The sequence below is a fragment of the Sphingopyxis sp. Geo48 genome (genome assembly GCF_949769155.1).
In the GTDB taxonomy this organism is placed as follows: Bacteria; Pseudomonadota; Alphaproteobacteria; order Sphingomonadales; family Sphingomonadaceae; genus Sphingopyxis.
Genome location: NZ_CATKPA010000003.1, coordinates 1 through 24,579, shown reverse-complemented (window position 1 = coordinate 24,579; position 24,579 = coordinate 1). Strand labels below are relative to the sequence as shown.

The window sequence follows — 24,579 nt, the reverse complement described above, 5'->3', positions numbered from 1 at the left end:
CGTCCACGACTGATCAACGGAAACACCTAAGAAGAAGGTTCTTAAATCATGGCTAAGGCTAAATTTGAGCGGACGAAGCCGCACTGCAACATCGGCACCATCGGTCACGTCGACCATGGCAAGACCTCGCTGACCGCCGCGATCACCAAGGTGCTCGCCGAAAACGTCGCGGGCAACGCAGCCGTCGACTTCGCGAACATCGACAAGGCGCCCGAAGAGCGCGAGCGCGGCATCACCATTTCGACGGCGCACGTCGAATATGAAACCGAAGGCCGTCACTATGCGCACGTCGACTGCCCCGGCCACGCCGACTACGTCAAGAACATGATCACCGGTGCCGCCCAGATGGACGGCGCGATCCTCGTCGTGTCGGCCGCTGACGGCCCGATGCCCCAGACCAAGGAGCACATCCTGCTCGCGAAGCAGGTCGGCGTTCCGACCATGGTCGTCTTCCTCAACAAGGTCGACCAGCTGGACGACCCCGAGCTGCTCGAGCTCGTCGAACTCGAAATCCGCGAAGAGCTCTCGAAGCGCGACTTCGACGGCGACAATATTCCGATCATCGCGGGTTCGGCCCTCGCTGCTCTGGAAAGCCGCGACGACAACATCGGCAAGGACGCGATCCTGAAGCTGATGGCTGCCGTCGACGAATGGATCCCGCAGCCGGAGCGTCCGCTCGACAAGCCCTTCCTGATGCCGATCGAGGACGTGTTCTCGATTTCGGGCCGTGGTACGGTTGTCACCGGCCGCGTCGAAACCGGCATCGTCAAGGTTGGTGAAGAAGTCGAGATCGTCGGCATCAAGGACACCAAGAAGACGACCGTCACCGGCGTCGAAATGTTCCGCAAGCTGCTCGACCAGGGCCAGGCCGGCGACAACATCGGTGCGCTGATCCGCGGCGTCGGTCGTGAAGAAGTCGAGCGTGGCCAGGTTCTGGCGAAGCCCGGCTCGATCACGCCGCACACCGAGTTCACCTCGGAAGTGTACGTCCTGTCGAAGGATGAGGGCGGCCGTCACACGCCGTTCTTCGCGAACTATCGTCCGCAGTTCTACTTCCGCACCACGGACGTCACCGGCGAGGTTATCCTCCCCGAGGGCACCGAGATGGTCATGCCGGGCGACAACGTCCAGCTGTCGGTCAAGCTGATCGCCCCGATCGCCATGGACCAGGGTCTGCGCTTCGCGATTCGCGAAGGCGGCCGCACGGTCGGCGCAGGGGTTGTCGCGACCATCACAAAGTAATATAGGGCCGCGAGCCGCGCGATTCGGACTGATTCGCGCGGCTCGTAGCTAAAAGATTTTCGATGGCCTCTCCGGCCTCCTTTGGGGGTCGGAACAGGCCATTTCGCTCTTTCGCATCGTCAGACGGGATTCGACTGGAACAGTCATGGAAACGCAGAATATTCGCATTCGCCTGAAGGCCTTTGATCACCGCGTGCTCGATCAGGCCACCACCGACATTGCCGACACGGCACGTCGCACGGGCGCTCTCATTCGCGGTCCGATCCCGCTGCCGACGCGCATCGAGAAATTCACCGTGAACCGCGGTCCGCATGTCGACAAGAAGTCGCGCGAGCAGTTCGAGGTGCGTACCCACAAGCGGCTGCTCGACATCGTGCAGCCCACCCCGCAGACGGTCGATGCGCTGATGAAGCTCGACCTTGCCGCGGGCGTGAACGTCGAGATCAAGTTGGCCTAAGCCAACGCCGCCCCCGCGAAAGCGGGGGTCTCTATCGGCAGGACGGTTCGCCGCCTGCATCACGATAGGGTGGATACCGCCGGTCGCTCTCTTCGGAGAGCATTTACGACCGGGCTGCGTCCCCCGTCTCGTCGCTGGTCCTTCGGGACGGTGGCATCTCAGCCCGGACGGGGCGATGCATCGAAATTTTGGGCTGGGAGGGTTCTGCTGGGGCTTGCCTCGGTGGGTCCCGCAAGCCGTGCGGAATGGTCCGCCCGGCCTCTGTTTAGGAGTATGGATCATGCGTACTGGCGTGATCGCGAAGAAAATGGGGATGACCCGCCTGTTTCAGGACGACGGCCGCCACGTGCCCGTCACCGTCCTGAGCCTCGAAGGCTGTCAGGTCGTCTCCGTGCGCGATAAGGAACGCGACGGCTATGTGGCCGTTCAACTGGGTGCCGGCTCGGCCAAGGCGAAGAATGTCGCCAAGCCGCAGCGTGGCGCCTATGGCAAGGCCGAAGTCGAGCCCAAGGCGAAGCTCGTCGAATTCCGCGTCGCCGAAGACGCGACGCTCGACGTCGGCGCCGAACTGTCGGCCGACCATTTCGTCGCCGGCCAGATCGTCGATATCCAGGGCGTGACCCAGGGTAAGGGCTTTGCCGGTGCGATGAAGCGTTGGGGTTTCGGCGGTATGCGCGCGACCCACGGTGTTTCGATCAGCCACCGTGCGCATGGTTCGACCGGTAACCGTCAGGATCCGGGCCGCGTCTTCAAGAACAAGAAGATGGCCGGCCATATGGGTGCCCGCAATCGCACCCAGCAGAATCTCGAAATCGTCCGCACCGACGCCGAGCGCGGCCTTCTCTTCGTCAAGGGCTCGGTCCCTGGCTCGAAGGGCGGCTGGCTGCTCGTCCGCGATGCGGTGAAGCTGCCGCGTCACCCCGAGGCCCCCTATCCGGCGGGCATCAAGAGCGCGGCCAACACCAACGAAGCCCCGGCTGACGCGCCGGTCGAAACGCCGGTCGAAGAAACCGTCGTCGACACCGCGGCCACCGACGGCGCACAGGAGTCCTGATCATGAAGGTCAAGGTACAGACCCTCGATGGCAAGGCTGGCGCCGACATCGACCTTAACGACGACGTCTTCGGCGTCGACGCGCGTGCCGACATTCTGCACCGCGTCGTCGCGTGGCAGCTCGAAAAGCGCCGCGGCCCCGCCCGCGCCGCCCGCGAGCGCAGCGACGTCGCCCGCACCGGCAAGAAGTTCGGTCGCCAGAAGGGCGGCGGTACGGCTCGCCACGGCGACCGCAAGGCGCCGATCTTCATCGGCGGCGGCAAGGCGCACGGCCCGCGTGCCCGCACCTTCGGCCACTCGCTGAACAAGAAGATCCGCACCCTCGGCCTGAAGATGGCTTTGAGCGACAAGGCGAAGGGCGGGAAGCTCGTCGTCATCGACACGCTCGAGCTCAAGGACGCGAAGACCAAGGCGCTCGCCGGCAAGCTCGGCAAGCTCGAACTCGGCAACCGCGCGCTCTTCATCGACGGCGATGCGGTGCACGAAAGCTTCGCGATGGCGTCGGCCAACCTGATCGGCATCGATTCGCTGCCGGCCATCGGCGCCAACGTCTATGACATCATCCGTGCCGACACGCTGGTCCTGACCCGCGCGGCGGTCGAAAAGCTGGAGGCCCGCTGCAATGGCTAAGGCAAAGACCATCGACGCGCGTCACTATGACGTGATCCTCGCTCCGGTGATCACCGAGAAGTCGACGCTGCTCGGCGAAAACAACGCCGTGGTGTTCAAGGTCGCGGACGACGCGACCAAGCCCGCGATCAAGGCCGCCGTCGAGGCGCTGTTCGATGTCAAGGTGCTGAGCGTCAACACGCTCGTCACCAAGGGCAAGACCAAGCGCTGGAAGGGCAAGCCCTACACCCGCAGCGACGTGAAGAAGGCGATCGTTCGCCTGGCCGAAGGCCAGTCGATCGACGTCACCACGGGCGTCTGAGCGGCTCGGGAAGGGACAAGAAAATGGCACTCAAACATTATAATCCGACCAGCCCCGCGCAGCGCGGCCTGATCCTCGTCGACAAGTCGTCGCTGTGGAAGGGCAAGCCCGTCAAGGCGCTGACCGAAGGCAAGCGCAAGACCGGTGGCCGCAACAACAAGGGTCATGTGACCTCGCGCGGTATCGCCGGCGGCCACAAGCAGAAGTACCGCTTCATCGACTTCAAGCGTCGCAAGTGGGACATGCCGGCCACCGTCGAGCGTCTGGAATATGACCCGAACCGCACGGCGTTCATCGCGCTCGTGAAGTATGAAGACGGAACGCAAGCCTACATCCTCGCGCCGCAGCGCCTGGGCGTCGGCGACACGATCGTCGCGGGCAAGAAGACCGACGTGAAGCCGGGCAACGCGATGGAATTGTCGCAGATGCCGGTCGGCACGATCGTCCATAACATCGAGATGAAGCCGGGCAAGGGCGGCCAGATCGCCCGTTCGGCCGGCACCTATGCGCAGGTGGTCGGTCGTGACCGCGGTCTCGTCATCGTGCGTCTCGGTTCGGGCGAACAGCGTTACATCCGCGGCGAGTGCATGGGCACGGTCGGCGCGGTGTCGAACCCCGACAACCAGAACACCAACCTGGGCAAGGCTGGCCGTGGCCGCTGGCTCGGCAAGCGTCCGCTGACTCGCGGCGTCGCGAAGAACCCGGTCGACCACCCGCACGGCGGTGGTGAAGGTCGGACCTCGGGTGGCCGTCATCCGGTGACCCCGTGGGGCAAGCCGACCAAGGGCGCTCGTACCCGTCACAACAAGTCGACCGACAAGATGATCATCCGGTCGCGTCACGCGAAGAAGAAGAGGTAAGCCATGGCTCGCTCGGTCTGGAAGGGTCCGTTCGTCGACCTTCATCTCCTCAAGAAAGCCGAAGCGGCTCAGGACGGTGGCAGCTCTGCCCCGATCAAGACCTGGTCGCGTCGCTCCACCATCCTGCCGCAGTTCGTCGGGCTGACCTTCAACGTCTACAACGGCCGCAAGTTCGTGCCGGTGTCGGTCAATGAAGACATGGTCGGCATGAAGCTGGGTGAATTTGCGCCGACGCGCTTCTTCCCCGGTCACGCGGCCGACAAGAAGGGCAAACGCTAATGGGCAAGGAAAAGTCCCCCCGCCGCGTTGCGGATAATGAGGCATTGTCCGTGGGCACGCAGATCCGCGGTTCGGCGCAGAAGCTGAACCTCGTCGCGGCGCTGATCCGCGGCCGCAAGGTCGAAGACGCGATGAACGTCCTCGCTTTCTCGAAGAAGGCGATGGCCGTCGACGTGCGCAAGGTTCTTGCCAGCGCCGTCGCCAACGCGGAAAACAACCACAACCTCGACGTTGACGCGCTGATCGTCAAGGAAGCGAGCGTGGGCAAGTCGATCTCGATGAAGCGCTGGCACGCTCGTGGCCGCGGCAAGTCGACCCGGATCGTCAAGCCCTTCAGCCGCATCCGCATCGTCGTCCGCGAACAGGAAGAAGAGGCGTAAGATGGGCCAGAAGAGCAATCCGATCGGCCTGCGCCTGCAGGTCAACCGCACCTGGGACAGCCGCTGGTTCGCCGAAGGCCAGGACTATGGCCGCATGCTTGTCGAGGATCTGAAGATCCGCAAGTTCGTGTTCAAGCACCTGCCGCAAGCCGCGATCTCGAAGGTCGTGATCGAGCGTCCGGCAAAGCTGTGCCGCGTGTCGATCTATGCCGCCCGTCCGGGCGTAATCATCGGCAAGAAGGGCGCCGACATCGAAAAGCTGCGCAAGCAGCTCGGTGAGATGACGGGCAGCGACGTGTCGCTGAACATCGTCGAGATCCGCAAGCCCGAAGTCGACGCCAAGCTCGTCGCACAGGGCATTGCCGACCAGCTCGAACGCCGTGTCGCCTTCCGCCGCGCCATGAAGCGCGCGGTGCAGTCGGCGATGCGTCTGGGCGCCGAGGGCATCCGCATCAACTGCGCCGGCCGTCTGGGCGGCGCGGAAATCGCGCGCACCGAATGGTATCGCGAGGGCCGTGTGCCTCTGCACACGCTCCGCGCCAACGTCGACTATGCCGAGGCCGAAGCGCACACCGCTTATGGCGTTTGCGGCATCAAGGTGTGGATCTTCAAGGGCGAGATCCTGGGTCACGACCCGATGGCGACCGACCGTCTGATGCTCGACGCGCAGACGACCGGCGTCCGTCCGGCTCGCGATGATCGCCGCTAAGGAACGCTGACATGCTGCAACCGAAAAAAACCAAGTTCCGCAAGGCGTTCAAGGGCCGCATCCACGGCCTCGCCAAGGGCGGCACCGACCTGAACTTCGGCTCCTATGGCCTGAAGGCGATGGAACCCGAGCGCATCACCGCGCGCCAGATCGAAGCGGCTCGCCGTGCGATCAGCCGTGCGATCAAGCGTCAGGGGCGCCTGTGGATCCGCGTGTTCCCCGACGTCCCCGTGTCGTCGAAGCCCGCCGAAGTCCGTATGGGTAAGGGCAAGGGTTCGCCCGAATATTGGGCCGCCCGCGTCAAGCCCGGCCGCATCCTGTTCGAACTCGACGGCGTTCCCGGCCCCGTGGCCGCGCTGGCGTTCGAACGCGCGGCGATGAAGCTGCCGATCAAGACGAAGGTCGTTGCCCGCCTCGGCGACACCTCGCATCTGGAGGGTTGAGGGCCATGGCCAAGACCGAAGATCTGACCAAGAAGACCGACGACCAGCTCGCCGAACAGCTTGGCGAACTGAAGCGCGAGGCGTTCAACCTCCGTTTCCAGGCCGCCACCGGCCAGCTGGAAAAGGCGTCGCGGGTCAAGGAAGTGCGCCGCACGATCGCGCGCATCAAGACCGAACAGACCGGGCGCGTGCGCTCGGCTGCGAAATAAGGAGACCAACCCATGCCGAAGCGCATTCTGACCGGCACGGTGGTGTCCGACAAGGGCGACAAGACCGTCGTGGTGAAGGTGGAGCGTAAGGTCAAGCACCCGCTCTACGGCAAGATCATCCGCCGTTCGAAGAAGTATCACGCCCACGATGAGGACAACAGCTTCAAGGCTGGCGAAACCGTCCGCATCGAGGAAACGCGTCCGATCTCGAAGTTGAAGACCTGGAAGGTCCTCGACAAGGTCGAGGTTTCGACCAAGGCGAAGAAAGCCGACGAGATCGACGCGTAAGCGCGAAGAGTTTCACGGAACCGCCGGGATGGCCCGGTAGGCCAGAGAAGAAGGAAATGCATCGATGATTCAGATGCAGTCACAATTGGAAGTCGCCGACAACAGCGGTGCGAAGCGCGTCCAGTGCATCAAGGTGCTGGGCGGCTCGAAGCGTCGCACTGCCGGCGTGGGCGACGTGATCGTCGTCTCGATCAAGGAAGCCCAGCCGCGCGGCAAGGTGAAGAAGGGTGACGTGCATCGCGCCGTCATCGTCCGCACCGCGAAGGACGTTCGCCGCGCCGACGGCTCGGTGATCCGTTTCGACAGCAACGCCGCCGTGCTCGTCAACAAGAACGAAGAGCCCATCGGCACGCGTATCTTCGGCCCCGTCGTCCGCGAACTGCGCGGCCGCGGCTACATGAAGATCATCAGCCTGGCGCCGGAGGTGCTCTGACCATGGCGAACAAGATCAAGAAGGGTGACACCGTCGTCGTCCTGTCCGGCAAGGACAAGGGCAAGACCGGCGAAGTGACGCAGGCGCTGCCGAAGGATGGCAAGGTCGTCGTCGCGGGCGTGAACGTCATCACCCGCCACCGCAAGCCGACCCAGCAGAACCCGCAGGGCGGTCTCGAGCGCAAGGAAGCGCCGCTCTTCGCGAGCAAGGTCGCGCTGGCCGATCCGAAGACCGGCAAGCCGACGCGCGTCCGCTTTGAAACCAAGGACGGCAAGAAGGTCCGCGTGGCCGTGAAGTCCGGGGAGACGATCAATGGCTGATGCTTACACCCCGCGTATGCGCAAGCTCTATGACGACAAGATCGTCAAGGCGATGACCGAGAAGTTCGGTTACAAGAATGCGATGGAAGTGCCGAAGATCGAAAAGATCACGCTCAACATGGGCGTCGGCGAAGCCACGCAGGACAAGAAGAAGGTCGAAGCGGCCGCTGCCGAGATGGAACTCATCGCCGGCCAGAAGCCCGTCGTGACTCGCGCGAAGAAATCGATCGCCCAGTTCAAGCTGCGCGAAGGCATGCCGATCGGTTGCAAGGTCACCCTGCGCCGCGAACGCATGTACGAATTCCTCGATCGCCTGATCACGATCGCCATGCCGCGCATCCGCGACTTCCGCGGCGTGTCGGCGAAGAGCTTCGACGGTCGTGGCAACTATGCCATGGGCCTGAAAGAGCAGATCATCTTCCCCGAGATCAACTATGACCGCATCGACACGGTGCGCGGCATGGACGTGATCGTCACCACCACCGCCCGCACGGACGAAGAGGCCCGCGAACTGCTCAAGCTGTTCGGCTTCCCCTTCCCGATCGAAGCGCAGGAAAAGGAAGCCGCCTGAGTCCCGCAAGGGACCAGGCAGGCTCTTTCAAGAAGGAAAGAGAACTTAAGTCATGGCGAAACTGAGTTCGGTGAACAAGAATGAGCGTCGCAAGAAGCTGGTGAAGAAATACGCCGGCCGTTATGCGAAGCTGAAGGCGATTGCGGCCGACACCTCGCTCGACGATGGCGAGCGTCTGATCGCGCGCCTCAAGATGGCGGAAATTCCGCGCAACGGTAACCCGACCCGCATCCGCAACCGGTGCGAGCTGACGGGCCGTCCGCGTGCCTATTACCGTAAATTCCGGCTGTGCCGCGTGCAGCTCCGCGATCTGGCCAACAAGGGCCTGATCCCGGGTGTTGTGAAGTCGAGCTGGTAAGGGACTAGAAGATGGCAATGACCGATCCCCTGGGTGATATGCTCACCCGCATCCGCAACGGCCAGCAGGCGAAGAAGGACAGCGTCCTGACTCCCGCCTCGACCCTGCGCGTCCGCGTTCTCGATGTGCTCCAGCGCGAAGGCTATATCCGCGGCTACAGCGAAGAATCGCTGGGCGCGAAGGGCCAGCACAAGGGCATTCGCATCGAGCTCAAATATTTCGAAGGCCAGCCGGCGATCCGCCACGTGGCCCGCGTCTCGAAGCCGGGCCGCCGCGTCTATTCGGGCTCGAAAGAGCTGCCGATCGTGCGCAACGGCCTGGGCATCACCATCGTGTCGACCCCGCGCGGCGTTCTTTCGGACGCCGAGGCCCGCGAGCATAATGTCGGCGGCGAAGTGCTGGCGGAGGTGTTCTGATGTCGCGCATTGGTAAAAAGGCAGTGGCGATCCCCAGCGGTGTGACCGCTGCGATCGACGGCGGCCAGCTCTCGGTGAAGGGCCCGAAGGGCACCCTCGCGATGACGCTCTCCGACAACATCAAGTATGAAGTCGGTGAAGGCAGCATCTCGGTGCAGCCCGCGAACGACACGCGTGAAGCGCGCGCCTTCTGGGGCATGCAGCGCACGCTGGTGCAGAACCTGATCACGGGCGTGACCGAGGGCTTCACCAAGGTGCTCGAAATCACCGGTGTCGGCTATCGCGCCAACTCGCAGGGCAAGACCTTGAAGCTGCAGCTCGGCTACAGCCACGATGTCGATTTCGCGGTGCCCGAGGGCATCGAGATCAAGACGCCGGACAACACGACGATCGAGATCAGCGGTATCGACAAGCAGAAAGTCGGTCAGGTGGCGGCGGAAATCCGTCGCTGGCGCAAGCCGGAGCCCTATAAGGGCAAGGGCATCAAGTATCGCGGCGAGTACATCTTCCGCAAAGAAGGCAAGAAGAAGTAAGCCATGGCACATCTTACCACTTTCGAAAAACGCCGCCAGCGCGTGCGTACCGCCCTCCGCCAGCGTGCCGGTGGACGTCCGCGTCTCTCGGTGCACCGTTCGGGCCGTCACATCTATGCGCAGCTCATCGATGACGCTGCCGGTGCGACGCTGGCCGCCGCTTCGACGCTCGACAAGGATGTCCGCGGCAAGACCTCGGGCGCCACGGCTGCGGCCGCTGCCGAAGTCGGCAAGCGCCTCGCCGAGGCCGCCAAGAAGGCGGGCGTGACGCAGGTCGTGTTTGACCGTGGCGGCTTCCTGTTCCACGGGCGCATCAAGGCGCTGGCCGACGCGGCTCGCGAAGGCGGATTGGAGTTCTAATATGGCTGACGAAATTCAGAACGCCGAAGCGGCGCCCGAAGCGACCGAAAACACCGGCGCTCCCCGCCGTGGCCGTGGCGGCCGCGACGGTGGCCGCGGTGGCCGTGACGGTGGCCGTGGCCGCCGCGACGATCGCCGTCCGCGCGACGAAGACGGTGGCGAAGAGCTCATTGAAAAGCTCGTCCACATCAACCGCGTTTCGAAGACCGTGAAGGGCGGCAAGCGCTTCGGTTTCGCCGCGCTCGTCGTCGTCGGTGACGGCAAGGGCCGCGCCGGTTTCGGTCATGGCAAGGCGCGCGAAGTGCCCGAAGCCATTTCGAAGGCGACGGCTGCTGCGAAGAAGGCGATGATCCGCGTTCCGCTCCGCGACGGCCGCACGCTGCACCATGACGGCCGTGGCCACTTCGGTGCCGGCAACGTCACGCTGCGCTCGGCGCCCGCGGGTACCGGCATCATCGCCGGCGGTCCGATGCGCGCCGTGTTCGAATCGCTGGGCGTCGCCGACGTGGTGACCAAGTCGGTCGGCACCTCGAACCCCTACAACATGATCCGCGCGACCTTCGAGGCGCTCGGCGAACAGACGAGCCCGAAGTCGGTCGCACAGCGTCGCGGCAAGAAGGTTTCGGACCTGATCAAGCGTGGCGGTTCGTCCGACCGCGCAGCCGAGGCGGAAGCCGCGGCGGTGACGGAGTAAGACGATGGCCGACAAGAAGATCAAGATCCGCCAGATCGGTTCGCCGATCCGTCGCCCCAAGGACCAGCGCAAGATCCTGACCGGCCTCGGCCTGGGCAAGATGCACCGTGAAGTCGAACTGGTCGACACGCCGGAAGTGCGCGGCATGATCCGCAAGCTTCCGCACATGGTGGAAATCGTCGAGGGCTAAACGCCAGTGAAGCTCTACCGCCTGTTGACCGGTCCCGACGACAGCGCCTTTTGCGCGCGGGTTGAGGGACTGCTCAACCGGGGATGGCAGCTTCACGGCAGCCCCTCGATTACCGAAGTCGATGGCCGCGGCTATGTCGCCCAGGCCATCGTGATGGAGAAGGCCGGGCCCTATCCCGGTTTTCAGCCGTCGAATGAAATCGAACCGGACTGAAATCTTTCGGTCCACAGCGCGACCACAGCGAAAGCGAGTGCACAGACATGACGATCAAGCTTAACGAACTCAGCGACAACAAGGGCGCCCGCAAGGGCCGGATGCGCGTCGGACGCGGCATCGGCTCGGGCAAGGGCAAGACCGCCGGCCGCGGCCAGAAGGGTCAGAAGGCCCGCAGCGGCGTCGCGATCAACGGTTTCGAGGGCGGCCAGATGCCGCTCCACATGCGTATCCCGAAGCGCGGCTTCAACAACATCTTCGGCAAGGATTTCGCGATCGTGAACCTTGGCCTGGTGCAGAAGCTGGTCGATGCCAAGAAGCTCGATGCGAAGGCCGTGATCGATCACGCCGCGCTGAAGGCCGCTGGCGTTGCGCGCGGCGGCAAGGACGGCGTCCGTCTCCTCGCCAAGGGTGAACTCACGGCCAAGCTGACCTTTGCGGTCGCCGGCGCGTCGAAGGGCGCGATCGAGGCGGTCGAGAAGGCCGGTGGCAAGGTCGAGCTTCCTGAAGTCAAGGAAGCGGCGCCCGAAGGCAAGAAGGCCCAGCGGCGCGCCAAGGCCAAGGCCGAGTAATATACGAGGGCGGCTCCGAAAGGGCCGCCCTACGTCATTTGACGACCTCTCTTTTCCCGTTCGTGTCGAGCGAAGTCGAGACACCCATCGGGACAGCGCAAGTTCGAGGGGCATCTCGACTTCGCTCGATGCGAACGGACAATGAAGGCGGCATTCGGTATCAACCTGCCGCTTAAGTAAGGCCTTTCCCCTTGCGCTTCGTGACCTCCGAACGCACATAGGCGCCGGGTCGCGGGGGCGCGGTCCGGAATATCCTCGAGGAAACTACCGATGGCCTCTCGCGCCGACCAGCTTGCATCCAACCTCAATTTTTCTAAGTTCGGCCAGGCGACCGAACTCAAGAACCGCATCTGGTTCACGATCGGCGCGCTGATCGTCTTCCGCTTCCTGTCGTTCGTGCCGCTGCCGGGGGTTGACCCCGTCGCGTTGTCGCGACTCTACAGCCAAGCCGCGTCCGGCGGCGTCCTCGACATCTTCAACACCTTCTCGGGCGGCAGCCTGGAGCGCATGAGCATCATCGCGCTCGGCGTCATGCCCTATATCACCGCCTCGATCGTGGTGCAGCTCGCCTCGGCGCTGGCGCCGAGCCTCGCCGCGCTCAAGAAAGAGGGCGAGAGCGGGCGCAAGAAGCTCAACCAATATACGCGCTACGGCACGGTGTTCCTCACCGCGATCCAGGGCTATTTCATCGCGGTCGGCCTCGAAACGCTCGGCCAGAGCCAGGGCATCGCGGCGGTCGTCGACCCCGGCATGATGTTCCGCATCGGCGCCGTCATCTCGATCGTCGGCGGTACGTTGTTCCTGATGTGGCTCGGCGAGCAGATCACCAGCCGCGGCATCGGCAACGGCGTCTCGCTGATCATCATGGCGGGCATTCTCGCCCAGCTGCCACGCAGCTTCGCGCAGATGTTCACGCAGGTGCGCGAAGGCTCGATGGGCGGCGGCACGATCGTCGCGGTCGTCGGCGGCGCGATCGTCGTCATCGCCTTCATCGCCTTCATGGAACGCGCACAGCGCCGCGTCCTCGTCCAATATCCGAAGCGCGCGACGCAGCGCGGCGTGATGCAGGCCGACCGCAGCCACCTGCCGCTCAAGGTCAACACCGCGGGCGTCATCCCGCCGATCTTCGCCTCGTCGCTGCTGCTGATGCCGCTGACGGTGACCCAGATGCTCGGCAACAATGTCCAGCAGGACACGGCGTGGGGCGAATTCCTCGTCTCGCTCAACCAGTATCTCGCGCACGGCCAGCCGCTCTACATGGCGCTCTATGCCGCGGGGATCATCTTCTTCTGCTTCTTCTACGTCGCCGTGGTCTTCAATCCCGAGGAAACCGCCGACAATCTGAAGCGCCAGAACGGCTTCATCCCCGGCATCCGCCCGGGCAAGAACACCGCCGCCTATCTCGACTTCGTGCTCACGCGCATCACCGTGATCGGCGCTGCGTACCTCGCGGCGATCTGTCTTATCCCCGAATATTTCATCGCGGGATCGGGCCTGCCCTTCCAGCTCGGCGGCACCAGCCTGCTGATCATCGTGAACGTCACGATCGACACGATCAGCCAGATCCAGAGCCACATGCTCGCGCATCAATATGGCGACCTCATCAAGAAGGCCAAATTGAAAGGCGGCATTGCGCGTCGCTGACGCCGCCGCTACGCGAATCCCGACAGGGCAGAGGTAACAGGGGCTTCCATGACGCTGAACATCATTTTGCTTGGACCGCCGGGCGCGGGCAAGGGAACGCAGGCATCGCGGCTCGAAAGCCAGCATGGCATGGTTCAGCTCTCGACCGGCGACATGCTCCGCGCGGCGGTCAAGGCGGGCACCCCGATCGGCCTCCAGGCGAAAGCGGTCATGGACGCGGGCGAGCTCGTCTCGGACGAGATCGTCTCGGGTCTGATCGGCGAACGGCTCGACGAGCTCGGCGGCGACACCTCGGTGATCTTCGACGGCTATCCGCGCACCGCCGCACAGGCCGACGCGCTCGACCAGATCCTGTCGGATCGCGGCCGCAAGCTCGACCATGTGATCGAGCTGGTCGTCGAGGAGGACGCGCTCGTCGACCGCATCACCGGCCGCTTTTCGTGCGCCAAGTGCGGCGAGGGTTATCACGACCGCTACAAGCTGCCGACGGTCGAAGGCACCTGCGATGTGTGCGGTAGCCACGAGTTCAAGCGCCGTCCCGACGACAATGAGGAAACGGTGCGCACGCGCATGGCCGAATATCGTGCCAAGACAGCGCCGATCCTGCCGATCTACGAGGCGCGCGGCATCGTCAGCAAGGTCGACGGCATGGCCAACATCGACCATGTCAACGGCGCGATCGAGGCGATCCTCGGCAGCTAAGCCGAACCCATTGTAAACGCCATTGCGAGGGCCGCAGGCCCGTGGCAATCCAGAGCGGTGTAAGGCCGCCTTGGATTGCTTCGCTTCGCTCGCAATGACGGAGCTCAGGGAGGAGGGGGATTGTATGAAATCTAAATCCTGTCTCGCCGCTGGGATACTCTCGGCCGCTGCGCTGGCTATGCCCGCGCAGGCGAAGGTGATCGACCAGAGCGACATCGGCTTCACCGTTGCGCACAGCGCGCAGGTCGCCGCCTCGCCCGAAGACGTCTGGAAGATGCTCCGCACCCCCGACAAATGGTGGTCGAAGGATCATAGCTGGTCGGGCGACGCGGCGAATTTCTGGCTCGATTCGCAGGCCGGCGGTTGCTTCTGCGAGAAGCTGCCTCCCGCCAAGCCGGGCGGCGCGCCGGGCAGCGTCCAGCACGCGCGCATCCTGTTCGCAAAACCCGACGAAATGATGCGCCTGTCGGGCGCCTTCGGTCCGTTGCAGGGTGAAGCGGTGGTCGGCACGTTGACGATCCAGATCAAGCCGACGTCGACCGGAAGCGCGATCCGGTTCGATTATACGGTGGGCGGCTATATGCGCTTCAAGGTCGCCGACGTTGCGCCGGGGGTCGACCGCGTCCTCGGCGAGCAGCTCGTCGGGCTGGCGAAGGCGCTCGGCGGATCGTTGCCCGTCGCGCGAGGTGAGACCGATGGCGCGGCCAAGGAAGCGCCTCCGAAGGACGAGCAGGGTCTCGACGCCGCGGTCGCGGACCTCGTCAAGGACGAACCGAAAGAGACGCCCGAGAGCGATTAGGCGCCGGGTTTGCCGCGCAGCTTTGCGAGCGCCGCGAAAGGCCCCGCCTGCTCCTCGCGGAGCACGCCCTTCTCGGCAAGGATGCGGTCGGCGTCCGGATGACGCGGAAAGGGATCGAGTGCCAGCGACAATGTCTGCACCGCCGCCTCGCCGATATCGACGCGGTCGTCCTCCAGCGGCAGGATATCGCAGTCGCCGTCGCTGATCTCGATCTCCTCGTCGGGATCGACGGCGGGCTCGGCGCCCTTCAGGAAGCGAAGATCGAAAGGTTCGGTGAGCTTCGCGGGCACCGGCAGGGCGGTCGCGGCGCAGCCCTGCACGACCACCGCCTCGATCTCACCCTTCGCGGCCATCCCGCCCGCGACCGCGCGCACCTCGGCGGTGACGACGAACCGGTCGAGCGCGACGAGGTCGAGCCGCGTCGCGATCGCCGCGCGGACGGCTTCGTCGGCTTCGAGGCGCATCGTGCGACCTTGCGCCGCCTCGGCAAGCGTGACGACGTGCGAAAATTCGGGCGCGCTCATCCGGGCAGCCGGTCGGCGACGACGAGCGTATCGACCGGGGTCGCCGCCAGCGCCGCGCGCTGCGCCGCCACCCGCGCCATCACATGCGCCAGCCCGGCGGCGGGCGGCTCCTTGCCGCGCCACAGGTTGCGCACCAGCGCCGCCCTGAGTTCATCCGATCCGTCGGCGGCCTGATAGGCGCCGAGGCGGCCGCCGAGCGCGCCGACCATCCGCCCGATCTGCTTGCCGACGACCATGTCGCCGAACCCGATCTGGCGCATCTGCCCGTCCATGTCGTCGACGAACAATTCGGTCAGTTCGACGCCCGCGCGCGCCTGGTCCGGATCCTCGTCGATCCGGTGCAGGACAAGCGCGAGGATCAGGCTGATCATGTCGAAGCGACCGTCGAGCGTGTCGGGGACGCCGCCCTCGCTATACCAGTGCGGTTGCCGCGCGGTCGCGACGATGGCGTTCCACAGCGGGCGCCGTGCTTCACGGGGATCGGGTTCGGACTTGAAGAGCTTGCGGAGGGAAGAAAACATGCCGCAACGCTTAGGCGCATTCGGCCCATCCGAAAAGACTTCTGAGTCAGCTTGGCGCAAGCATTCGGGCGGCATAAGCCGCTTGTGCGCGCCGTCCGCTTGCGGTTAAGAGGCGCGATTGCCAGCGCCGGCGCCCGATGCGGGGAAAAGCGGCGCAAGGAGACGAGTTGATGCCGATTGCCGACCCCAAGTCTTTCGCCCGTCCCGCACGCCTGATCGTTGCGGGCGTGGCGCTCGCGCTGACCGCCAGCGGCTGCGCGCAGGTCAAGGGCCGGCAGGGCTATTTCGTCGATCCGGTGCTGACCGATGCGATCGCCCCCGGCGTCGACAACCGCGAATCGGTCGAAAAGACCCTCGGCCGCCCGACCTTCGTCGGTCAGTTCAGCGACAATGAATATTATTATGTCTCGCGCGAGACGCGCCAGCTGGCGTTCGCCCGGCCGCGCCCCGTCGCGCAGCAGGTGCTGCGCGTGCGCTTCGATCCCGCGGGCAATGTCGTCGCGGTGGACAAGACCGGGCTCGAGCTGGTGAGCAAGATCAACCCCGATGGCGACAAGACGCCGACGCTCGGCCGCGAGCGCAGCTTCTTCGAGGACATCTTCGGCAATATCGGGGCGGTCGGTGCGCCGGGAACGACCGGTGGTGGCGCGCCGGGGCAGTAAGCCGGCGGCCTTTGCCAGGCGGATTGCAACAGCGGCGGCGTCTCCCCGACGACCGCCGCCTTTCTTTTACTGCGCGATACCGCCCGCCGCCAGGACGGCGAGGGTGACGAGGTCCGACGCGGTCGACGACATCGTCGCGACCTGCACCGGCTTTTCCATCCCGATCAGCATCGGGCCGATCACTGCGCCGCCGCCAAGTTCGCGCAGCAGCTTCGCCGACAGGTTCGCCGACTGCAGCCCCGGCATGACGAGGACGTTCGCCGGGCCTGACAGACGGCAGAAGGGATAGTTCTTCATCGCGCGCAGGTTGAGCGCGACGTCGGGCGCCATTTCGCCTTCATATTCGAAGCCGGGATTGCGTTCGTCGAGGATGCAGACGGCCTCGCGGATATTGTCGAGCCACGAGCCCGGCGGGTTGCCGAAGGTCGAATAGGAGAGAAAGGCGACGCGCGGTTCATGCCCCATCCGCCGCGCGACGTGCGCGGTACGCTCGGCGATGTCGGCAAGCATCTCGGCGCTCGGGCGCTCGTTGACCGTCGTGTCGGCCATGAAGATGGTGTGATGCTGGTCGACGAGGACGTGGATGCCGAACGGCGTCTTGCCTTCGGCGTGGTCGATCACGCGCCGCACCTCGCGCATCGACTGCGAATAGGTGCGCGTCGTGCCGGTGATCATCGCATCGGCGAGGCCGAGCTGGAGCAGAAGCGAGCCGAAGATGTTGCGGTCGCGGTTGACCATGCGCTCCACGTCGCGGCGGAGGTATCCGCGCCGCTGCAGCCGTTCGTAGAGCATGTCGACCATCTGCGGAACGTGCGGCGAATTGACGCTGTTGTGGACCTCGAAACTCTCGGCGTCGGGCACGCCCATCGCGCGCAGCTTGTCGTGCAGCCCTTCGCGTCCGACGAGCACCGGAATGCCATAGCCGCCGTCGCGGAACTGGATCGCCGCGCGCAGCACCACTTCCTCTTCGCCCTCGGCAAAAACGATGCGCTTCGGATTGGCGCGCGCCGCCTCATAGGCGAGCGTCAGCACCGAGGTCGTCGGGTTGAGCCGCGCGCGAAGCTCGGTGCGATAGTCCTCCATATCGGCGATCGGCCGCTGCGCGACGCCGGTGTCCATCGCCGCCTTGGCGACCGCGGCGGGGACGATTTCCATCAGGCGCGGGTCGAAGGGCGAGGGGATGATATATTCGGGGCCGAAGCTCGACGCGCGCCCGCCATAGGCTGCGGCCACCTCTTCCGGCACCTGCTGGCGCGCAAGGTCGGCGATGGCATAGGCGGCGGCGATCTTCATCTCCTCGTTGATCGCGGTCGCGCGCACGTCGAGCGCGCCGCGGAAGATGAAGGGGAAACAGAGGACGTTGTTGACCTGGTTCGGGAAATCCGAACGGCCCGTGGCGATGATTGCGTCGGGGCGCGCCGCGCGCGCATCGGGCGGAGAGATTTCGGGGTCGGGATTCGCCATCGCGAAGATGATCGGCGCGGGCGCCATGTCCTTGACCATCTCGGGCTTCAGCGCGCCGGCCGCCGACAGGCCGAGGAAGACGTCGGCGCCCTTCAGCGCTTCGGTCAGGTTGCGCGCTTCGGTGGGCACCGCGTGCGCCGACTTCCACTGGTCCATGCCCTCGGTGCGGCCCTGATAGATGGTGCCCTTGCGGTCGCACATGATCACATTCTCGTGCCGCACGCCCAGCGCCTTGATCAGCGCCGTGCAGGCGATCGCCGCCGCGCCGGCGCCGTTGACGACGACCTTGACCGTCGACAGGTCGCGCCCGGTCAGGTGGCAGGCGTTGATCAGGCCGGCGGCGGTGATGATCGCGGTGCCATGCTGGTCGTCATGGAACACCGGGATGTTCATCTTTTCTTTCAGCGCCGCTTCGATGATGAAGCAGTTCGGCGCCGCGATATCCTCGAGGTTGATGCCGCCGAAGCTCGGCTCGAGCAGTTCGACCGCCTCGATGAAGCGCTGCGGATCTTCGGTGGCGACTTCGAGGTCGATCGAATCGACGTCGGCGAAGCGCTTGAACAGGACGGCCTTGCCCTCCATCACCGGCTTCGAGGCGAGCGCGCCCAGATTGCCGAGGCCGAGGATCGCGGTGCCGTTCGATATGACGGCGACGAGGTTCCCCTTGACCGTATAGTCATAGGCGCTCCCCGGATCCTCGGCGATTGCGAGCACGGGCACCGCGACGCCGGGCGAATAGGCGAGCGAAAGGTCGCGCTGCGTCGCCATCGGTTTCGAGGCGACGATCTCGATTTTCCCGGGCCGCCCATATGAGTGGTAGAGCAGGGCCTCACGATCCGAAAACTGCACCTTGCTGCCGCTGTCCATTCCTTGTCCCCTGTTTCGTGTTTCCAGACCGCGCGCCCGTTTCCGATTCCCCTAGCGCCACCGGGGCGAATTGTAACCGGCAATGTTGCAAACTCGGGTGGCGTCCAGGCGCAAGGGTTGCGAACGACTGGGAGCGACCGAAGGTTGCCGTTTGGTTCCTCCCCGTGGCGAAGCCATGGGGAGGTGGCAGTGCGAAGCGCTGACGGAGGGGCAAATGACGCGAGGTTGCGGCCCCTCCACCACTCGCTTCGCGAGCGGTCCCCCTCCCCACGGCTGCGCCGCAGGGAGGATATTCCTTTCTTCGTCATCCCGGACTTGATCCGGGATCCATCGCGGCGTTGAAGTCGTGGACCCCGGATCAAGTCCGGGGTGACGAATGTCTGGAATCCACCCCAAAGCCGCCATTCGCGACCCGCGCCTTGCCTTGCTGCCCCCAATCACTAAGCAGGGTGCGATGTCCGCCACCGCCCGCACCGCCGCCAACAGCAACGCCGCACCCGCCGCCCATCCCGCGGCGACGCCGATGATGGCGCAATATTGGTCGCTGAAGGCGAAGGCGGGCGACTGCCTGCTCTTCTACCGCATGGGCGATTTCTTCGAGCTGTTTTTCGACGATGCGAAGGCGGCGGCTTCGACGCTCGACATCGCGCTGACCTCGCGCGGCGAACATGGCGGCGAGCCGGTGCCGATGTGCGGCGTGCCCGTCCATTCGGCCGAATCTTATCTCGCGCGGCTGATCAAGGCGGGGCACCGCGTCGCCATAGCCGAGCAGGTCGAAACGCCCGCCGAGGCCAAGGCGCGCGGCGGATCGAAGGCGCTCGTTGCGCGCGACATCGTGCGTTTCGTGACCGCGGGGACGCTGACCGAGGAGGCGCTGCTCGAAGGCCGCAGCGCGAACCGCCTCGCCGCCCTCGCGCAGGTCGGCAGCGAGGGTGAGGTCGCGATCGCCGCCGCCGATATCTCGACCGGGCGGTTCGAGGTCGTTGCGGTGCGCCCCGAACAGGTCGACGCCGAACTCGCGCGGCTGGCGCCGTCGGAGCTTCTGGTGACCGAGAGCGCCGACGCGGTACCCGAATGGGTCGCGCGGCAGGTCGTGCGGCGTCCGCAATCCGATTTTTGGAGCACGGCGGCGCAAAAGCGCCTCGAGACTTTCTTCGGCGTCCAGACGCTCGACGGCTTCGGCCAGTTCGGCCGCGGCGAGCTCGCCGCGATGGGCGCGCTCGTCGCCTATCTCGATCATGTCGCGACCGGGCAGCCGATCTTCCTCCAGCCGCCGCTGAAGCATCAGGCGTCGGGCCGCATGGCGATCGACGCCGCGACGCGCGAAAGCCTCGAACTCGTCCGCACGATGGCGGGCGGGCGCGACGGCAGCTTGCTCGGCACGATCGACCGCACCGTTACCGCCGCGGGGGCGCGGCTGCTCGCCGACGATCTGGCGAGTCCGCTGATCGACAAAGCGGCGATCCTCGACCGGCTCGACCTCGTCGATGGCTTTGCCCGCGATGCACTCTGGCGCGGCGAGCTTCGCGCCGCCCTGCGCGCGCTGCCTGACGCCGGGCGTGCGCTCGGCCGCCTCGTCGCGGGGCGCGGCGGGCCGCGCGACCTCGCACAGCTTCGCGATGCGCTGGGCGGCGCGCGACTCTTGCGCGAGCGGCTTGCCCGCCGCCCCGACCTGCCGCCCTTGCTTGCGCGGCTGCTTCCGGGCCTCGACGGTCATGGCGCACTCGTCGACGAACTGACGCGCGCGCTGATCGAAACCCCGCCGGTCGATGCCGTGCAGGGCGGTTATGTCGCCGAGGGCTATGACGCCGCGCTCGACGCGCTGCGCGAAACCGCGCGCGACGGTCGCAAGGCGATTGCCGCACTCGAAGCGCAGTATCGCGACCGTACCGGCATCGCCTCCTTGAAGATCCGCCACAATGGCGTGCTCGGCTATCATGTCGAGGTGCCCGCGAAGCACGCCGACGCGCTGATGGCGCCCGAATCGGGCTTCACCCACCGCCAGACGCTCGCAGGTGTCGTGCGCTTCAACTCGTCTGACCTTCACGAAGCCGCGAGCCGCGTCACCCAGGCGGGCGTCCACGCCATTGCCGCCGAGGCCGCGCATCTCGAAGCCCTCACCGAAGCCGCTGTTTCCCGCCGCGAGGCGATCGCCGCGAGCTGCGACGTCCTCGCGCGTATCGACGTCGCCGCCGCGCTCGCCGATCATGCTATGAGCCACAACTGGTGCCGCCCCGACCTTGCCGACACGCCGTGCCTCGATGTCTCCGGCGGGCGGCACCCGGTGGTCGAGGCTGCGCTGGCGAAGGCGGGCGAGCGTTTCGTCCCCAACGATGTCTCGCTTTCCGAAGCCGACCGGCTGTGGCTCGTGACCGGCCCGAACATGGGCGGTAAATCGACCTTTCTCCGCCAGAATGCCCTGATCGTCGTGCTCGCCCAGGCGGGTGGTTTCGTCCCCGCGGCGTCGGCGAGGCTCGGGCTCGTCGACCGGCTGTTCAGCCGTGTCGGCGCGAGCGACAATCTCGCGCGGGGGCGTTCGACCTTCATGGTCGAGATGGTCGAAACCGCGGCGATTCTTGCGCAGGCGACGCCGCAGAGCTTCGTCATCCTCGACGAGGTCGGGCGCGGCACCTCGACCTATGACGGGCTCGCGCTCGCCTGGTCGGTGGTCGAGGCGGTGCATGAGGTCAACAAGTGCCGCTGCCTCTTCGCGACGCACTATCACGAGCTCACGCGCCTCGCCGAGACGCTGAACGCGCTCTCGCTCCACCATGTCCGCGCGCGCGAGTGGCAGGGCGATCTGGTGCTGCTCCACGAAGTTGCTGAAGGGCCCGCCGACCGCAGCTACGGCCTTGCCGTCGCGCGGCTTGCCGGCGTTCCTGCGGGTGTCGTCAAGCGCGCCGAGGCGGTGCTCGCGAAGCTCGAAGCGGGGCGCGAGAAGACCGGCGGGCTCGCCGCGGGGCTCGACGACCTGCCGCTGTTCGCCGCGACGCTGGCGGAAGCGCCCGCCGCCGCGAAGGACGCGCTCCGCGACGCGCTCGCGGGCATCGAACCCGACACACTCGCGCCGCGCGAGGCGCTCGATGCGCTCTACCGGCTGAAGCAGATCGTGGCGGACGAGCGATGAGCGACATCTTCGACAATCTTGAGGGCCGCCGCGCGATCATCGATCGGCGCGCGCTGTCCGACCGGCTCGGCGAGATCGCGGGCGAAACGAGCGATACCGGCAAGCGCCGCGCGGCGATGGTAGCCCTGCTCAAGACCGCGCTCGAAGAGGGACGCGCGGAGATCAACCGGCGGCTGCTCGCGCACCCCTCGTCGGGGCGCGTCGCGGCAAACGCGACCGCCTTCCTGATCGACCAGATCGTCCGCCTCAGCCACGACTTCACCGTCGGCCATCTCTATCCCTCGGGCAATCGCTCGGCGGGCGAGCGCATCACGCTGATCGCCGTCGGCGGCTATGGCCGTGGCGAAATGGCACCGTTCAGCGACATCGATATCGGCTTCCTGACGCCGTTCAAGCAGACGAGCTGGACCGAGCAGGTGATCGAGGCGCAGCTCTATACTCTCTGGGATCTGGGGCTGAAGGTCGGGCACAGCTCGCGCTCGCTCGACGAGATGATCCGCGCCGCGAAGGATGATCTCACGATCCGTACCGCACTTCTGGAGGCGCGTTTCATCTGGGGCGATCGCGAGCTTTACGATCAGGCGAGCGCGCGCTTCGACGCCGAGGTCGTCGCGGGCAACGCGCGCGCGTTCGTCGCCGAAAAGCTTGCCGAACGCGACGAACGGCACAAGCGCATGGGCGATTCGCGCTATGTCGTCGAACCCAATGTGAAGGAAGGGAAGGGGGGGCTGCGCGACCTTCACACGCTCTTCTGGATCGGCAAGTTCATCCACCGCGTGCGCACGGTGCCCGAGCTGGTCGACGCGGGGCTGCTGACGAGCCGCGAGCTCAGGCAGTTCGAACGCGCCGAGAATTTCCTGCTCGCGGTGCGCTGCCACCTCCACATCCTCGCCGGGCGGGCGGAGGACCGGCTGACCTTCGACTTCCAGCGCGAGATTGCGCAGAGGATGAACTTCGCCGAGCGTCCCGGCAAAAGCGCGGTCGAGCGCTTCATGCAGCTCTATTTCATCCATGCGAAGGCGGTCGGCGACGTCACCGGCACCTTCCTTGCGCATCTCGACGAGCAGATGGCGGCGCGCGGGCGGCGCTTCCTGCCGACCCTGCGACGGCGGCCGGGCAAGCTCCACGGCTTCGTCCTCGACCGCGGCCGGCTCGCGCTGCCGTCGGACGATTTCTTCCAAGCGGATCCGGTGCGGCTGGTCGAGATTTTCGCGCTCGCCGACAAGCATGGCCTCGAAATCCATCCGCAGGCGATGCGGCAGGCGCGCCACGACGCGAAGCTGATCGAGACCAAGGCAATTCGTCGCAACCCCCGCGCGAACGAGCTGTTCCTCGACGTGCTCACCTCGCCGCGCGATCCCGAAACGGTGCTGCGCTGGATGAACGAGGCCGGGGTGTTCGGCCGTTTCGTGCCCGATTTCGGCCGTGTCGTCGCGCAGATGCAGTTCGACATGTATCATCATTATACGGTCGACGAGCATACGATCCGCGCGATCGGGCTGCTCGCCGATATCGAGCAGGGGCGCCTCTCCGACGACCATCCGCTTTCGACCGCAATCCTCGACCAGATCCATTCGCGGCGCGTGCTCTATGTCGCGGTGCTGCTCCACGATATCGCCAAGGGGCGCGGCGGCGACCATAGCGTGCTCGGCGCCGAGCTTGCGCTGCGCGTCTGCCCGCGACTGGGGCTGAGCGATGCCGAGACCGAGACGGTGTCGTGGCTGGTGCGCTATCACCTGCTGATGTCGGCGACGGCGTTCAAGCGCGACCTTGCCGACTTCAAGACGATCCTCGATTTCGCACAGGTCGTGCAAAGCCCCGAGCGTCTGCGCCTGCTGCTCGTCCTCACCGTCGTCGATATTCGCGCGGTCGGCCCCGGCGTCTGGAACAGCTGGAAGCGCCAACTTCTTACCGAACTGTACGACGCGGCCGAGGAAGTGCTGCGCCTCGGGCACAAGCAGCGCGGGCGCGAGGCGCGGATCGAGGCGAAGAAGGAGGCGGTCGCCGATCTGCTGGGCGACGACGAGAAGGCGTTCGCCAAACTCGTCAAGCGCCTGCCCGAAAGCTATTGGATCGCCGAACCGGTCGAGGTGATCGCCGCCAATCTTCGCCATATCCAGGCCGCGGGCGACGCGCCGCTCCACATCGCGGCGGTGCCCGACGAGGATCGCGGCGCGACCCTGGTGATGGTGCTCGCCGCCGACCATCCGGGGCTCTTCTACCGCATGGCGGGGGGCATCCACCTCGCCGGCGGCAACATCATCGACGCGCGCATCCACACGACGCGCGACGGTCTCGCGCTCGACAATTTCCTCGTCCAGGATCCGCTCGGCCGCCCGTTCGCAGAGGAGGGACAGATCGGCCGGCTGACGCGGGCGATCGAGGATGCGCTCGCCAACCGCCAGAAATTGCTTCCGAAACTCGAAGCGCGCGCGCTGCCGCGCACCCGCGCCGAGGCCTTCCGCGTCGCCCCCAGCGTCTTCGTCGACAACAAGGCGTCGAACCGCTTCACGGTGATCGAGGTCAATGCGCAGGACCGCCCGGCGCTGCTGAACCAGCTCGCCTACGCGCTCTTCCAGTCGAAGGTGACGGTGCACTCGGCGCATGTGGCGACCTATGGCGAGCGCGCGGTCGACACTTTTTACGTGACCGACCTGATCGGCGACAAGATCGACAGCGCCGCGCGCGTCAAAAGCCTCGAGAAGCGGATGCTCGAAGCCGCCGCGAGCCGGAGCGAGGAAGCCGTCGCTGCGTGACT

32 protein-coding genes are annotated in these 24,579 nt (G+C 65.7%); 29 read left to right on the top strand and 3 right to left on the bottom strand.

Features of this window, described 5'->3' with window-relative positions; genetic code table 11:
• Nucleotides 1-48: 48 nt before the first annotated feature.
• The 26 genes from tuf to QOL79_RS11500 all read left to right on the top strand — a co-directional run bounded on the left by tuf (nucleotide 49) and on the right by QOL79_RS11500 (nucleotide 14,656).
• Nucleotides 49-1,242, top strand: a complete 1,194-nt coding sequence (gene tuf / locus QOL79_RS11625) for an elongation factor Tu (RefSeq protein WP_058454345.1) — start codon at nucleotides 49-51, stop codon at nucleotides 1,240-1,242.
• Between the two features lie 145 nt (nucleotides 1,243-1,387).
• The gene (rpsJ, locus tag QOL79_RS11620) at nucleotides 1,388-1,699 is read left to right on the top strand and encodes a 30S ribosomal protein S10 (protein ID WP_003042199.1); all 312 of its coding nucleotides are present in this window, start codon (nucleotides 1,388-1,390) and stop codon (nucleotides 1,697-1,699) included.
• A gap of 280 nt (nucleotides 1,700-1,979) precedes the next feature.
• The gene (rplC, locus tag QOL79_RS11615; RefSeq protein ID WP_058454346.1) at nucleotides 1,980-2,753 is read left to right on the top strand and encodes a 50S ribosomal protein L3; all 774 of its coding nucleotides are present in this window, start codon (nucleotides 1,980-1,982) and stop codon (nucleotides 2,751-2,753) included.
• A 2-nt stretch (nucleotides 2,754-2,755) separates the two neighbouring features.
• Nucleotides 2,756-3,382, top strand: a complete 627-nt coding sequence (rplD, locus tag QOL79_RS11610; protein ID WP_058454347.1) for a 50S ribosomal protein L4 — start codon at nucleotides 2,756-2,758, stop codon at nucleotides 3,380-3,382.
• Entirely contained in the window at nucleotides 3,375-3,683 is a 309-nt protein-coding gene (locus QOL79_RS11605; protein ID WP_058454348.1) for a 50S ribosomal protein L23, read from the top strand. The genes rplD and QOL79_RS11605 overlap by 8 nt, the downstream gene beginning before the upstream one ends.
• Before the next feature lie 23 nt (nucleotides 3,684-3,706).
• Nucleotides 3,707-4,543 (top strand): 50S ribosomal protein L2, encoded by an 837-nt coding sequence (gene rplB, locus QOL79_RS11600; protein ID WP_282950185.1) that lies wholly within the window; start codon nucleotides 3,707-3,709, stop codon nucleotides 4,541-4,543.
• A gap of 3 nt (nucleotides 4,544-4,546) precedes the next feature.
• On the top strand, nucleotides 4,547-4,822 hold the full coding sequence (gene rpsS, locus QOL79_RS11595) for a 30S ribosomal protein S19 (protein WP_003042215.1): 276 nt from the start codon (nucleotides 4,547-4,549) through the stop codon (nucleotides 4,820-4,822).
• Nucleotides 4,822-5,202, top strand: coding sequence for a 50S ribosomal protein L22 (gene rplV, locus QOL79_RS11590; protein ID WP_283419694.1), 381 nt, complete (start codon nucleotides 4,822-4,824; stop codon nucleotides 5,200-5,202). Before rpsS ends, rplV begins: the two co-directional genes overlap by 1 nt.
• A gap of 1 nt (nucleotide 5,203) precedes the next feature.
• On the top strand, nucleotides 5,204-5,911 hold the full coding sequence (gene rpsC / locus QOL79_RS11585; protein ID WP_058454350.1) for a 30S ribosomal protein S3: 708 nt from the start codon (nucleotides 5,204-5,206) through the stop codon (nucleotides 5,909-5,911).
• Between the two features lie 11 nt (nucleotides 5,912-5,922).
• Nucleotides 5,923-6,354 (top strand): 50S ribosomal protein L16, encoded by a 432-nt coding sequence (gene rplP / locus QOL79_RS11580; RefSeq protein ID WP_058454351.1) that lies wholly within the window; start codon nucleotides 5,923-5,925, stop codon nucleotides 6,352-6,354.
• 5 nt (nucleotides 6,355-6,359) lie between these two features.
• On the top strand, nucleotides 6,360-6,563 hold the full coding sequence (gene rpmC, locus QOL79_RS11575; RefSeq protein WP_058454352.1) for a 50S ribosomal protein L29: 204 nt from the start codon (nucleotides 6,360-6,362) through the stop codon (nucleotides 6,561-6,563).
• Between the two features lie 12 nt (nucleotides 6,564-6,575).
• Nucleotides 6,576-6,851, top strand: coding sequence for a 30S ribosomal protein S17 (gene rpsQ, locus QOL79_RS11570; protein ID WP_058454353.1), 276 nt, complete (start codon nucleotides 6,576-6,578; stop codon nucleotides 6,849-6,851).
• A gap of 64 nt (nucleotides 6,852-6,915) precedes the next feature.
• The gene (gene rplN, locus QOL79_RS11565; RefSeq protein WP_011543078.1) at nucleotides 6,916-7,284 is read left to right on the top strand and encodes a 50S ribosomal protein L14; all 369 of its coding nucleotides are present in this window, start codon (nucleotides 6,916-6,918) and stop codon (nucleotides 7,282-7,284) included.
• 2 nt (nucleotides 7,285-7,286) lie between these two features.
• A complete protein-coding gene (gene rplX, locus QOL79_RS11560) occupies nucleotides 7,287-7,604 on the top strand; it encodes a 50S ribosomal protein L24 (protein WP_058454354.1) in 318 nt (105 codons plus the stop codon).
• Nucleotides 7,597-8,175 (top strand): 50S ribosomal protein L5, encoded by a 579-nt coding sequence (rplE, locus tag QOL79_RS11555; protein ID WP_058454355.1) that lies wholly within the window; start codon nucleotides 7,597-7,599, stop codon nucleotides 8,173-8,175. Before rplX ends, rplE begins: the two co-directional genes overlap by 8 nt.
• Nucleotides 8,176-8,227: 52 nt before the next feature.
• Nucleotides 8,228-8,533: a 30S ribosomal protein S14 gene (gene rpsN, locus QOL79_RS11550; RefSeq protein WP_058454356.1), complete on the top strand. Its 306-nt coding sequence runs from the start codon at nucleotides 8,228-8,230 to the stop codon at nucleotides 8,531-8,533.
• Nucleotides 8,534-8,544: 11 nt separating this feature from the next.
• Nucleotides 8,545-8,949 carry a 30S ribosomal protein S8 gene (gene rpsH, locus QOL79_RS11545; RefSeq protein ID WP_058454357.1) on the top strand — a complete coding sequence of 135 codons (405 nt, stop codon included), beginning with the start codon at nucleotides 8,545-8,547 and terminating at the stop codon, nucleotides 8,947-8,949.
• Nucleotides 8,949-9,482, top strand: coding sequence for a 50S ribosomal protein L6 (rplF, locus tag QOL79_RS11540; protein WP_058454358.1), 534 nt, complete (start codon nucleotides 8,949-8,951; stop codon nucleotides 9,480-9,482). The genes rpsH and rplF overlap by 1 nt, the downstream gene beginning before the upstream one ends.
• Nucleotides 9,483-9,485: 3 nt before the next feature.
• The gene (gene rplR / locus QOL79_RS11535; RefSeq protein WP_058454359.1) at nucleotides 9,486-9,842 is read left to right on the top strand and encodes a 50S ribosomal protein L18; all 357 of its coding nucleotides are present in this window, start codon (nucleotides 9,486-9,488) and stop codon (nucleotides 9,840-9,842) included.
• Nucleotide 9,843: 1 nt separating this feature from the next.
• The gene (rpsE, locus tag QOL79_RS11530; RefSeq protein WP_058454360.1) at nucleotides 9,844-10,536 is read left to right on the top strand and encodes a 30S ribosomal protein S5; all 693 of its coding nucleotides are present in this window, start codon (nucleotides 9,844-9,846) and stop codon (nucleotides 10,534-10,536) included.
• A gap of 4 nt (nucleotides 10,537-10,540) precedes the next feature.
• Nucleotides 10,541-10,726, top strand: coding sequence for a 50S ribosomal protein L30 (gene rpmD / locus QOL79_RS11525; RefSeq protein WP_058454361.1), 186 nt, complete (start codon nucleotides 10,541-10,543; stop codon nucleotides 10,724-10,726).
• Between the two features lie 6 nt (nucleotides 10,727-10,732).
• Nucleotides 10,733-10,939 (top strand): DUF1737 domain-containing protein, encoded by a 207-nt coding sequence (locus QOL79_RS11520; protein WP_058454362.1) that lies wholly within the window; start codon nucleotides 10,733-10,735, stop codon nucleotides 10,937-10,939.
• 47 nt (nucleotides 10,940-10,986) lie between these two features.
• Nucleotides 10,987-11,511, top strand: coding sequence for a 50S ribosomal protein L15 (gene rplO, locus QOL79_RS11515; protein ID WP_282950186.1), 525 nt, complete (start codon nucleotides 10,987-10,989; stop codon nucleotides 11,509-11,511).
• A gap of 270 nt (nucleotides 11,512-11,781) precedes the next feature.
• A complete protein-coding gene (secY, locus tag QOL79_RS11510) occupies nucleotides 11,782-13,155 on the top strand; it encodes a preprotein translocase subunit SecY (protein ID WP_058454363.1) in 1,374 nt (457 codons plus the stop codon).
• A 48-nt stretch (nucleotides 13,156-13,203) separates the two neighbouring features.
• Entirely contained in the window at nucleotides 13,204-13,857 is a 654-nt protein-coding gene (locus tag QOL79_RS11505; RefSeq protein WP_283419693.1) for an adenylate kinase, read from the top strand.
• 124 nt (nucleotides 13,858-13,981) lie between these two features.
• Nucleotides 13,982-14,656: an SRPBCC family protein gene (locus QOL79_RS11500; protein ID WP_283419692.1), complete on the top strand. Its 675-nt coding sequence runs from the start codon at nucleotides 13,982-13,984 to the stop codon at nucleotides 14,654-14,656.
• Here the strand turns inward: QOL79_RS11500 and QOL79_RS11495 are convergent.
• Together QOL79_RS11495 and QOL79_RS11490 are read right to left on the bottom strand one after the other, a co-directional pair.
• Entirely contained in the window at nucleotides 14,653-15,180 is a 528-nt protein-coding gene (locus QOL79_RS11495; protein ID WP_283419691.1) for a YceD family protein, read from the bottom strand. The two genes, QOL79_RS11500 and QOL79_RS11495, sit on opposite strands and share 4 nt — an antisense overlap.
• Nucleotides 15,177-15,701: a ubiquinol-cytochrome C chaperone family protein gene (locus QOL79_RS11490; RefSeq protein ID WP_283419690.1), complete on the bottom strand. Its 525-nt coding sequence runs from the start codon at nucleotides 15,699-15,701 to the stop codon at nucleotides 15,177-15,179. The genes QOL79_RS11495 and QOL79_RS11490 overlap by 4 nt, the downstream gene beginning before the upstream one ends.
• 170 nt (nucleotides 15,702-15,871) lie before the next feature.
• Here QOL79_RS11490 and QOL79_RS11485 point away from each other — a divergent pair, with 170 nt between their 5' ends.
• The gene (locus tag QOL79_RS11485; protein ID WP_204993509.1) at nucleotides 15,872-16,363 is read left to right on the top strand and encodes an outer membrane protein assembly factor BamE; all 492 of its coding nucleotides are present in this window, start codon (nucleotides 15,872-15,874) and stop codon (nucleotides 16,361-16,363) included.
• 66 nt (nucleotides 16,364-16,429) lie between these two features.
• Here QOL79_RS11485 and QOL79_RS11480 read toward each other — a convergent pair whose 3' ends face one another.
• Nucleotides 16,430-18,694 (bottom strand): NADP-dependent malic enzyme, encoded by a 2,265-nt coding sequence (locus tag QOL79_RS11480; RefSeq protein WP_283419689.1) that lies wholly within the window; start codon nucleotides 18,692-18,694, stop codon nucleotides 16,430-16,432.
• A 523-nt stretch (nucleotides 18,695-19,217) separates the two neighbouring features.
• Between QOL79_RS11480 and mutS the strand changes: the two genes are divergently transcribed.
• Together mutS and QOL79_RS11470 are read left to right on the top strand one after the other, a co-directional pair.
• A complete protein-coding gene (gene mutS, locus QOL79_RS11475) occupies nucleotides 19,218-21,821 on the top strand; it encodes a DNA mismatch repair protein MutS (protein ID WP_283420004.1) in 2,604 nt (867 codons plus the stop codon).
• A complete protein-coding gene (locus QOL79_RS11470) occupies nucleotides 21,818-24,577 on the top strand; it encodes a [protein-PII] uridylyltransferase (protein WP_283419688.1) in 2,760 nt (919 codons plus the stop codon). Before mutS ends, QOL79_RS11470 begins: the two co-directional genes overlap by 4 nt.
• Nucleotides 24,578-24,579 lie beyond the last annotated feature (2 nt).

What these genes read in the sequence shown, in the direction of transcription:
- tuf (WP_058454345.1), top strand. Translation starts at nt 49, where the DNA reads ATGGCTAAGGCTAAATTTGAGCGGACGAAGCCGCACTGCAACATCGGC.
- rpsJ (WP_003042199.1), top strand. Translation starts at nt 1,388, where the DNA reads ATGGAAACGCAGAATATTCGCATTCGCCTGAAGGCCTTTGATCACCGC.
- rplC (WP_058454346.1), top strand. Translation starts at nt 1,980, where the DNA reads ATGCGTACTGGCGTGATCGCGAAGAAAATGGGGATGACCCGCCTGTTT.
- rplD (WP_058454347.1), top strand. Translation starts at nt 2,756, where the DNA reads ATGAAGGTCAAGGTACAGACCCTCGATGGCAAGGCTGGCGCCGACATC.
- QOL79_RS11605 (WP_058454348.1), top strand. Translation starts at nt 3,375, where the DNA reads ATGGCTAAGGCAAAGACCATCGACGCGCGTCACTATGACGTGATCCTC.
- rplB (WP_282950185.1), top strand. Translation starts at nt 3,707, where the DNA reads ATGGCACTCAAACATTATAATCCGACCAGCCCCGCGCAGCGCGGCCTG.
- rpsS (WP_003042215.1), top strand. Translation starts at nt 4,547, where the DNA reads ATGGCTCGCTCGGTCTGGAAGGGTCCGTTCGTCGACCTTCATCTCCTC.
- rplV (WP_283419694.1), top strand. Translation starts at nt 4,822, where the DNA reads ATGGGCAAGGAAAAGTCCCCCCGCCGCGTTGCGGATAATGAGGCATTG.
- rpsC (WP_058454350.1), top strand. Translation starts at nt 5,204, where the DNA reads ATGGGCCAGAAGAGCAATCCGATCGGCCTGCGCCTGCAGGTCAACCGC.
- rplP (WP_058454351.1), top strand. Translation starts at nt 5,923, where the DNA reads ATGCTGCAACCGAAAAAAACCAAGTTCCGCAAGGCGTTCAAGGGCCGC.
- rpmC (WP_058454352.1), top strand. Translation starts at nt 6,360, where the DNA reads ATGGCCAAGACCGAAGATCTGACCAAGAAGACCGACGACCAGCTCGCC.
- rpsQ (WP_058454353.1), top strand. Translation starts at nt 6,576, where the DNA reads ATGCCGAAGCGCATTCTGACCGGCACGGTGGTGTCCGACAAGGGCGAC.
- rplN (WP_011543078.1), top strand. Translation starts at nt 6,916, where the DNA reads ATGATTCAGATGCAGTCACAATTGGAAGTCGCCGACAACAGCGGTGCG.
- rplX (WP_058454354.1), top strand. Translation starts at nt 7,287, where the DNA reads ATGGCGAACAAGATCAAGAAGGGTGACACCGTCGTCGTCCTGTCCGGC.
- rplE (WP_058454355.1), top strand. Translation starts at nt 7,597, where the DNA reads ATGGCTGATGCTTACACCCCGCGTATGCGCAAGCTCTATGACGACAAG.
- rpsN (WP_058454356.1), top strand. Translation starts at nt 8,228, where the DNA reads ATGGCGAAACTGAGTTCGGTGAACAAGAATGAGCGTCGCAAGAAGCTG.
- rpsH (WP_058454357.1), top strand. Translation starts at nt 8,545, where the DNA reads ATGGCAATGACCGATCCCCTGGGTGATATGCTCACCCGCATCCGCAAC.
- rplF (WP_058454358.1), top strand. Translation starts at nt 8,949, where the DNA reads ATGTCGCGCATTGGTAAAAAGGCAGTGGCGATCCCCAGCGGTGTGACC.
- rplR (WP_058454359.1), top strand. Translation starts at nt 9,486, where the DNA reads ATGGCACATCTTACCACTTTCGAAAAACGCCGCCAGCGCGTGCGTACC.
- rpsE (WP_058454360.1), top strand. Translation starts at nt 9,844, where the DNA reads ATGGCTGACGAAATTCAGAACGCCGAAGCGGCGCCCGAAGCGACCGAA.
- rpmD (WP_058454361.1), top strand. Translation starts at nt 10,541, where the DNA reads ATGGCCGACAAGAAGATCAAGATCCGCCAGATCGGTTCGCCGATCCGT.
- rplO (WP_282950186.1), top strand. Translation starts at nt 10,987, where the DNA reads ATGACGATCAAGCTTAACGAACTCAGCGACAACAAGGGCGCCCGCAAG.
- secY (WP_058454363.1), top strand. Translation starts at nt 11,782, where the DNA reads ATGGCCTCTCGCGCCGACCAGCTTGCATCCAACCTCAATTTTTCTAAG.
- QOL79_RS11505 (WP_283419693.1), top strand. Translation starts at nt 13,204, where the DNA reads ATGACGCTGAACATCATTTTGCTTGGACCGCCGGGCGCGGGCAAGGGA.
- QOL79_RS11500 (WP_283419692.1), top strand. Translation starts at nt 13,982, where the DNA reads ATGAAATCTAAATCCTGTCTCGCCGCTGGGATACTCTCGGCCGCTGCG.
- QOL79_RS11495 (WP_283419691.1), bottom strand. Translation starts at nt 15,180, where the DNA reads ATGAGCGCGCCCGAATTTTCGCACGTCGTCACGCTTGCCGAGGCGGCG.
- QOL79_RS11490 (WP_283419690.1), bottom strand. Translation starts at nt 15,701, where the DNA reads ATGTTTTCTTCCCTCCGCAAGCTCTTCAAGTCCGAACCCGATCCCCGT.
- QOL79_RS11485 (WP_204993509.1), top strand. Translation starts at nt 15,872, where the DNA reads ATGCCGATTGCCGACCCCAAGTCTTTCGCCCGTCCCGCACGCCTGATC.
- QOL79_RS11480 (WP_283419689.1), bottom strand. Translation starts at nt 18,694, where the DNA reads ATGGACAGCGGCAGCAAGGTGCAGTTTTCGGATCGTGAGGCCCTGCTC.
- mutS (WP_283420004.1), top strand. Translation starts at nt 19,218, where the DNA reads ATGATGGCGCAATATTGGTCGCTGAAGGCGAAGGCGGGCGACTGCCTG.
- QOL79_RS11470 (WP_283419688.1), top strand. Translation starts at nt 21,818, where the DNA reads ATGAGCGACATCTTCGACAATCTTGAGGGCCGCCGCGCGATCATCGAT.